The following is a 6,835-nucleotide window of genomic DNA, read 5'->3' on the forward strand; positions in this document are numbered from 1 at the left end:
CGGATGGTTTGAAACCTCCGCAATGGTTGAAATATCTAAACGACGAAAATTGCGGAGGTTGCGGATAACAAATCCCGTTGGAAAACAACCATCCGCAAGGTGCTTCTTCAAGCGGGGACGCTTGAACTACTTTGCGGATAAACTCAAATACTCCCAAATCACAATATTTATTTTCCCGAATCTTGCTTATGTTTTTCGGGATTCAATGTTTTAGTAAACAAATAACACAGCGAGTTTGAGCATGAAATTCTCACAAAATAAGTTTCTAACCTTCTCCGAAGAAATGCAGCAAAAAAAATTGCTTGATTTCATTAACGAAATCGAAAAAAAATGGGATAATAAAGAACTCCGCTTAAATCTTATCAGGGAATTCAATCAATGTCTGGGATTTATAGATTCTGCAAAATATTTTAAGAAAAAAATTTATATTAATACAACAATTTCTTTGCGGGATTTTCTCCAAATTGTAGCACCTTTTGTAAATCAGTATGGAAGCGATTTAAGAGATTCGGATTTTATCATTTTAAAACAAGATGGAGAAAAAAATTCTACAAACAATAAAACATTTCCTCTATATCTCATTCTGAACAATCTTCGTTCCGCCTTCAATGTTGGCTCGATCATTCGCTCTGCAGAATGTTTTGGAATAAAAAAAATATATTTCTGCGGTTACACACCCACTCCCCAAAATGATAAAGTGAAGAAAACCGCTATGGGAACTGAAAAGTATCTTGAGTGGGAAATGTATAAAACAGCGGGAGAAATAATCAAAAAATTACGTGAGGAAAATATTAGAATTTATGCTGCCGAAACCGTTCAAAATGCAATATCAATTTATCAAACAAATTTTCAATCCCCGTGTGTCTTGGTGCTTGGGAATGAAGCACTCGGAATATCAAAAAAGATTCTGGAACTTTGTGATGAAATCGTTCAAATACCAATGTCCGGTTGGAAAAATTCGCTAAACGTTGGAGTAACTGCTGGAATTTGTATTTCCGAAATTAAAAGGCAATGGATGAAATCGAGGAAAAACAAAAAAAGGTGAACCACTACGGGCACAAAGAACATAAAAAAAATAGTTAAGTAAATTTGGAGTGCAACATCCGTGATGTTGCAGTGTTGTATAAAATATCACGGATATTTTACTCCAAAATGCCATAAATGTATAAAATATCACCCCTGTGAAATCCCCGTGAAATCCCAGTGAAATAAAACAGATAAAAGCATTTCACGGGATAAATAAAAAAGATAAAATCATTTCACCCGAATGAAATATCGAAAAAAATAGATTTCACTGGGCGGGCGGGATAAATAAAACAGATAATCCGCCGGCTGGCGGACACGAAGCAGGCGGATATTTCCCCAAAAATGCCATAAATGGCGTAGAATATTTAATTTTATTTGTTACCTATCCGTAAACGGATAGGCTATTTTTTTCGTGAATTCGTGGTTGTTTTTTCGCATTCCCCTTTCCCCATTTCACAATTCAAAATTCAAAATTCAAAATTTTCCTTCTCCCTTTTCCCTTCTCCCTTTTCCCTTCTCCCTTTTCCCATCGCTTTTTATATATCGCTTTCAGCGAAAAAATTATTTTCCGGTTCTATTACATAAGGTAGCTTCGCAACCTTATGCTATTCTATTTATCCCTTTCAGGGAATAGAATGTTGTAGTATTTTTTTTATGTGGTTTTGTGGCTAAAACAAATCACCTCATCAACAGCATTTTCCTCACGTAATTATTCTGTTTGGTTTTAATTCGGTAGAAATATACTCCGACTGAAACCTGATCATTCATCGCATTTTTTCCATCCCAATTAAATGAATAATTTCCGGGAGGTAATTCTTCAGCAACGATATTTTTTACCTTTTGCCCTAAAATGTTGAAAATATCTATTTGAACATCTTGCTTTTTCTTGATCCCAAAACGAATGGAAGTTCCGCTAATTGCAGCGAACGGATTTGGATAATTTTGATGAAATACAGTGCTTCCAAACGGATTTTCATCCACTGCCAGGCTGAGCACCTCAATATAATTGGCTCTTATTTTTTCAGAAGAAAATCCAAATTCATCTTCGACCGTAAGTTTAATCGTTTGTTTTCCCGAGCCTACACCATCAAAAGTGTGGGTTGGATTTTGTTCATAACTGAAAGACCCGTCTTCAAATTCCCAAAACCAAGAAGCTATGGAATCAACTGCAGAATAACTTTTATCTGTAAAATTTACCACTAAGGGTTCAGCCCCGTATAAATTATCCGCAGAAAAATTCGCAGAGATCACTCTGTTCGTCCCTGCGATTTTCACATCATCAATGAACGCACCTTCTTCCACTTCAGATTCGTCGCTATGCATTCGAAATCTTAACGAAATTGCAGTCCCCTGCGGAAATCCGGAAAGATCATAAACGTATTGAATCCAATCGTTACTGGTTGGCAGAATTCCGAGAGCACCACCACTTCCGATAAAATCAAGTTCTATCCATTCCGTTCCATCATATATTTCTGCATAAATACCATCCGTGCCATAATTTGGGAATTGATACCAGCACCAAAAAGAGAGTTCGGCATTTTTTTCCAAAATTATTCCCTCAGTTTGAAGCTTTGCATCCATGTCATTTACATAAGTCAAAGTTGCTTCATCGCCACAATACCAGCTGTATTCACCGGAAAAATTTTGCTCTGACGAGAGATGCCAGAGATCATTTTCGCCAAAATGCTCCCAGTTTTCATCACCACTTTCCATCTCGTCGAAAAATCCTATTTCACCTATTCCTATTGAAAATGTGTCTGCAAAAGTATAACCGGTTTCAGTTTCAAAATTCATTACAATTTCCGCAAAAGATGGGGTAGGGCAATTTGGCAAAATGCTTACAGGAAGAATATGGTCTGCAAACTTTTCTGCCGGAATATTTTCCAAATTAGTAACCGGTTCCAAAATTTCGATGAATGGGATCTGAGCGGTAAATTCAATTTCTACATTTTGAGATTCGGCAAATCCGGAATTTTCCATCAGGAGATGGATTTCAGCACTTTCCCCGGGTTCGGGATTATTCTCATTCTCATACTCATTATAAAAATATGAAAGAACAGGTGTTGCCCCGAGAACAGGAAGAGAACCCTGCTTAAAATATTGATCTTCTCCGGTGATTTCGTAATCCAGAAAAATCGTTTCACCATTTTGCATCTCAGAAGAGACGGAGAATAAAAAAGCATTTTCGATTATTAGCGAAGTGTTAGCCGGCACTTCCCCGATTTCGATCTGACCATCCAAGATGACTATTTTATCACTTTCTGTGTCAAGTTCCGATTCCACCTCTCCAATGGATTCCGCTCCAAAATTTCTAACCTCAATATTCATAAAAATCGTATCTCCGGGAGTGATTAATCCTTTTTGCGAATTATTTGTGGAATAGGAAACAATATCCAAATAGGGTTCAGCAACGATTATTTCGAGATTCGATTCAAAAGGAAATTTGTTGGGGGCTGTAATGGTCAGAAAAACGCTTTCACTCGGATCTGTAATTTCAAAATCAAATTCGACTTGTCCGTTGAAATTTGTGAAACCGCTTTGGTAAATCCCATCGTTTTGCATCACACAAACGAGAGCATTTTTGAAAGGGGATAAATCCTGATTTTGAACAATCACAGAATAATAATTTTCGCCTAAATGCACTGAAGAATCGCAGATTACGACCATCGAATCAAGCACATCTGTCCAAAATGGCATAGCGGGATCACCGAGTAAATTTATCTCATATTCGCACCAACGATATACATTTTCTGCTTGTGCCAGTGGAATAAATTTTGTCTTTAATGCACCCAAAGTATTTCCCGCCAGAATTATGTTTTGATCAAAAATCTGATGATAAAATTCTTGGTCGAATCTATCTGAATATCCAAAAAACGGGTTGCCCGGACTTCCCCATCCATAACGAGAATTACCGAAAAATGCTATACCTCCGCCATTTGGATTATTTAAAAAATGCTCTGCTACGCAATCATAATCAAAAGCTGCCGGCCAACAACCGATTGAATATAAATTTGAAAATGCGGGTGCGTTCGTCAGAGCATCCATATCTTCTCTATCAATATTATGATAATTTCCAATGCTCAAGGCATGCCATCCTGCGTGACCGGAATGATTGATGAAATTTTGTCCGGCATTGAGAGCATTCATCACATTTTCCGGTGTTTCATTTCCGAGCGATTGATATAATTTTTCGATGGGATCAAAACTTTGGGGAACAAACATTTCATCAATATAATTTTTATTTACACTCGAATCCGTGTAGGGATCATTCCATAAAACCATTGCGAGAAATAGCATTTCCGTAGAAAAATTTGCCGGTGGATTTTTTTCGTAGGTTAATATTTTTTCCACAAAAGCAGTTGCTTCCATAGAATTTTCTACTGAGGCTCTGCCCACAAAAACATCCGGATACATATCAATATTGTCCGCAATTTCACCGTAGATATCGTTTCCGTTTGCGTTCCAACTGCCGTCCAGATCGGAAAAATACAGATCACACGGAAGATAATTATCCTCATAACTGCCATATTCACAATCAAATGCGAATGCTTGTCGGAATGGCATAACTTCCGTATCACCGCCAAGGAGCACCCAAAGTGTGCCCCAACTTGCATAAGCATCGATGATGAAATTTCTTACTTTTTCGGCATCATCCACACCTTCATAATTTGCATAAATAAAGGAAGTTGAAACAATTTTTGCCGAAAATCCTTTTCGCTTTCTCCAATCTGCTAATGGCTGAAAATCCGCAACAAGTTCATCCGAAGTGATGATAACGTACAAATGGTCTTCAGCGGGTAAACGTGATTCGGATTGCGAAATTTCGGGTGAACATTGTTCAATTTGCATCGGATTGTTAACAGATTTCGCAACAATCTCTTCAATCATTTTTTTGCTATTCGCATTTCTTGTAGAAAAATCTATTCGATATCTTTCACTCTTTTCAAATAATATTTCAAGCGTAATATGGGAATGAAAGATTAGTTTTTTTTCAGCAGGAAGATATTGCAAGGGTGAAATAATGATCGAAGCGATATTATAACCGGCAAGATACCCATTTTTCCTAAGAGATACAATTCTTTCAGGATACGCATTTTTGCTTGAATAAATTTTTTTCGATGGTGGAATGAAATTTATCTCACTTTCATCTTTGGAAAGAACTTGGGGAGGTTGTGCCGGATAAATATTATATTTTCCGGTAAGGGTGTCGGAAATCAGAGATATTATTCTCACGGACTTAATTTTATTATTTTGGGGAATGACAAAACGCTCGATTTTTTTTGGAATGTCCGGAGCACCTACTTGTCCCAAATTTATCGCATCGGGAAATGTAATAAAATCATAACCAAATTCTTGTTGAAATTCTATCCTATTTATATCAAAATTATATTCCTGCTGAATTTCTGCGAGAAGGTTTACTGTGCTCAAAATCAAAAATAGGGCGAATAAAAAAGTAACTGAATTTTTCATATTAAATTCCTTTTAAAATTTTTGTTTTCGCTATTTATCATAAATATATTTTTTGAGTCAAATTTTGCGGAATAAAAGAACGAGATGATTTAGTGGCATTTGGAAAGAATTGCGTTTTAATTGCTGCTCTTGAATGGGCAAATTTATGATAATTTTATAAAAAGGTTTACAGAATAATCAGAATCATAAAGTTTAAATCTCATCATTTCGACAACTGGAAATTCTATTAGGAAAAATTGATTTTGAAATTTTCAATGAGTTTTTCCAAAAATTATTTTTAGATGTATTTTACTCCAAATATTTAAGGAAGTGTGGTTATTATGTTAGAAAAAAAAGTTAGTGAGTTTTTATCAAATCGCGCTTCAGGTGCGGAAGAACTTGCAAAACAAGAATTAGAAATTATTTCCGCAATGCTTTCTGCCGGGTATGATGAGAATAAAATTCGTAGTTTCATTCTGGCAGGTTCAGATAAATTTTCCGAGATGACACCTTTGCAAAAAATCTTCAATTTCTTTTCCGAAAATGAAATTAATATAGAGACTTTGCAGGGAATTAAAACAAAAATACTCAATTATGATTATATCAAAAATTCAGAATTTCTTTTTAAAGAGGATGTTGGAATTTTAACTTTCAGCAACAGTTCATCTGTTTACAATGTAATTAATGAATATAAAGAGAAGGTGCTACAGGTCTACTGTTGCCGTTCTTTACCACTCGGGGAGGGCGAAATATGTATGGAAAACCTGAGAAAAGCAGGAATTGATTCACAATTAATAGAAGACTCTGAATTTTCACAATATGTGAAAAAAGTAAATTTTGTTCTTATTGGTGCTGATGCGGTTTATGAAGATTTTTTTATTAACAAAACGGGAACATTTCAAATAGCTTATTTATCGAAATATTTCAAAACTCCTGTTTATGTAGTTGCTGCAAAATCAAAGTTTGCAGATTCGAATTCATTTGATGAAAGTAAAATTGGAAAGTATTTTGAAAAAGTTGAAAGGGATCTTGTAACTGAAATTTTATTTTGAATCAGCCAGTGGACGGACAAGTTTTTGAATTGCATTCGTGGCTATTCTTTTTTCAATTTTACATTTTTTAAATAGGTAAAAAAGCATCCAAAATAATCAAGGGCGTTCACGCCCTTACATTTCCCTAAAAACGCCATAAATGGCGTAAGATAATGAGTCCCATTTTTTACCCATCCGTAAACGGATAGGCTATTTTTTTTCACAATTCCCTTCTCCGTTTTCCCTTTTCCCTTTTCCCTTCTCCCATTTCATCATTTTTATTTTTATTCGTGCATTCGTGGCTATTTCTTTTCAATTTTACATTTTTT

General features: G+C 35.6%; 5 protein-coding genes. 3 read left to right on the plus strand and 2 right to left on the minus strand.

Annotation, left to right across the window (positions count from 1 at the left end; genetic code table 11):
* Together U9P79_09710 and U9P79_09715 are read left to right on the plus strand one after the other, a co-directional pair.
* Nucleotides 1-214: hypothetical protein (locus tag U9P79_09710; GenBank protein ID MEA2104897.1), on the plus strand; the 214-nt coding region annotated here is incomplete at its 5' end.
* A gap of 27 nt (nt 215-241) precedes the next feature.
* Entirely contained in the window at nt 242-1,045 is an 804-nt protein-coding gene (locus U9P79_09715) for an RNA methyltransferase (protein ID MEA2104898.1), read from the plus strand.
* 659 nt (nt 1,046-1,704) lie between these two features.
* On the opposite strand, the gene U9P79_09720 is transcribed toward U9P79_09715, so the two are convergent.
* Nucleotides 1,705-5,496, minus strand: a complete 3,792-nt coding sequence (locus U9P79_09720) for a C25 family cysteine peptidase (GenBank protein ID MEA2104899.1) — start codon at nt 5,494-5,496, stop codon at nt 1,705-1,707.
* 320 nt (nt 5,497-5,816) lie between these two features.
* Here U9P79_09720 and U9P79_09725 point away from each other — a divergent pair, with 320 nt between their 5' ends.
* Complete coding sequence (locus tag U9P79_09725; protein MEA2104900.1) at nt 5,817-6,527, plus strand: hypothetical protein; 711 nt, start codon at nt 5,817-5,819, stop codon at nt 6,525-6,527.
* A gap of 41 nt (nt 6,528-6,568) precedes the next feature.
* Here the strand turns inward: U9P79_09725 and U9P79_09730 are convergent, their stop codons facing one another.
* On the minus strand, nt 6,569-6,730 hold the full coding sequence (locus U9P79_09730) for a hypothetical protein (protein MEA2104901.1): 162 nt from the start codon (nt 6,728-6,730) through the stop codon (nt 6,569-6,571).
* Nucleotides 6,731-6,835: the final 105 nt, after the last annotated feature.

The sequence above is a fragment of the Candidatus Cloacimonadota bacterium genome, from assembly GCA_034661015.1.
Classification (GTDB): Bacteria; Cloacimonadota; Cloacimonadia; order JGIOTU-2; family JGIOTU-2; genus JAYEKN01.

Bases quoted from the DNA above. Each gene is read 5' to 3' on its own strand.
- U9P79_09715 (MEA2104898.1), top strand. From the start codon at position 242: ATGAAATTCTCACAAAATAAGTTTCTAACCTTCTCCGAAGAAATGCAG.
- U9P79_09725 (MEA2104900.1), top strand. From the start codon at position 5,817: ATGTTAGAAAAAAAAGTTAGTGAGTTTTTATCAAATCGCGCTTCAGGT.
- U9P79_09720 (MEA2104899.1), bottom strand. From the start codon at position 5,496: ATGAAAAATTCAGTTACTTTTTTATTCGCCCTATTTTTGATTTTGAGC.